This window comes from Mesorhizobium sp. M7D.F.Ca.US.004.03.1.1, assembly GCF_003998635.1.
GTDB lineage: Bacteria > Pseudomonadota > Alphaproteobacteria > Rhizobiales > Rhizobiaceae > Mesorhizobium > Mesorhizobium loti.
In genome coordinates this window covers 1-1,196 of the sequence record NZ_RZQG01001332.1, presented here as the reverse complement: position 1 = coordinate 1,196, position 1,196 = coordinate 1, and the positions used below count along the sequence as shown (strand labels likewise).

Below are 1,196 nucleotides of genomic sequence, written 5' to 3'. Positions count from 1 at the left end.
CCAGTGTCTCCTGCTCTCGCCCGGCGGCCGGGAAGGGGATGGTGTCGACCTCGAACAGCAAAGGCTCATAGGCGGCGTTGAACACACCGCGGGCGCCGACGCTCATCGTGCCGATCGTGTCGCCATGATAGCTGTGCTCCATGACGACGATGCGCGAGCGCGGGGCGCCGATGTTGCGGAAATAACCGAGCGCCATCTTCAGCGCGACTTCGACGCAGGTCGAGCCGCTGTCGGAATAGAACACCCAATCGAGTCCGGCGGGAGCGAGGCCGACAAGCGCCTTGGCCAGGCGCTCTGCCGGCTTGTGCGTGAAGCCCGAAAAGATGATCTGGTCGAGGCTCGACGCGGTTGTCTCGATAGCCTTCATGATGCGCGGATGGCGGTGGCCGTGCGTGACGACCCACCAGGAGGAGATGGCGTCCAGGATGCGCGCGCCGTCGGCCTTGTGGAGATAGGCGCCTTCGGTCATGACGATTTCAGGGATCGCCGGCTCGAGCGCGTGCTGGGTGAACGGATGCCAGACTCGAGACTGCGACATCATTAGCCTCCGGCAATCGAGGCGAGGTCGAAGCCGGCAACCATCGCGTCCCTCAGCGTTTCTCTCGTCAGCGGATCGAGCAACGGCAGCCTGCCGAGCTGTGGCACGCCGCTGAATTCCACGATTGTCCTTTGCGTATCGGCCACCTCGTCGCCAATGAAGGCGAGGCCAATGAGCGGAATTGAGCGGGCCCGCAGGGCCTCGATCGACAGCAGCGTGTGGTTGATCGTGCCGAGCGCGGTGCGAGCGCACAGGATGACCGGCAGGTGCCATTGCGCGAATATGTCGATGAACCTTGTCTGCCGGTTGAGCGGCACCATCAGGCCACCGGCGCCTTCGATGACGAGCGGACCCGGCAAGACTGGAAGCGAGAGCCTTGCCACGTCTATCGCAACGCCATCGAGTTCGGCAGAACGATGCGGCGACAGCGGCTCCTTCAAGCGGTAGACTTCCGGCAGCACGCGCCCCGGCGGCAGGCCGGCAAGCCGCGCAACGACCTCGCTATCGGTCTCGTCGTCGAGGCCCGATTGCACCGGCTTCCAGTAGAAACCGTCGAGCAGGCCGGCTAGCCCGGCCGAAAACACCGTCTTGCCAATGCCGGTGTCGGTTCCGGTGATGACGATGCGTTTGGTCATGTCGCCTCCGGTCACGTTTGGGC

General features: G+C 64.5%; 2 protein-coding genes. Both read right to left on the bottom strand.

Annotation, left to right across the window (positions count from 1 at the left end):
- On the bottom strand, positions 1-538 hold a 538-nt coding region (locus tag EN935_RS36820), incomplete at its 3' end, for an aminotransferase class III-fold pyridoxal phosphate-dependent enzyme (RefSeq protein ID WP_127374282.1).
- Positions 539-540: 2 nt separating this feature from the next.
- A complete protein-coding gene (gene bioD / locus EN935_RS36815) occupies positions 541-1,173 on the bottom strand; it encodes a dethiobiotin synthase (RefSeq protein WP_127374281.1) in 633 nt (210 codons plus the stop codon).
- Positions 1,174-1,196 lie beyond the last annotated feature (23 nt).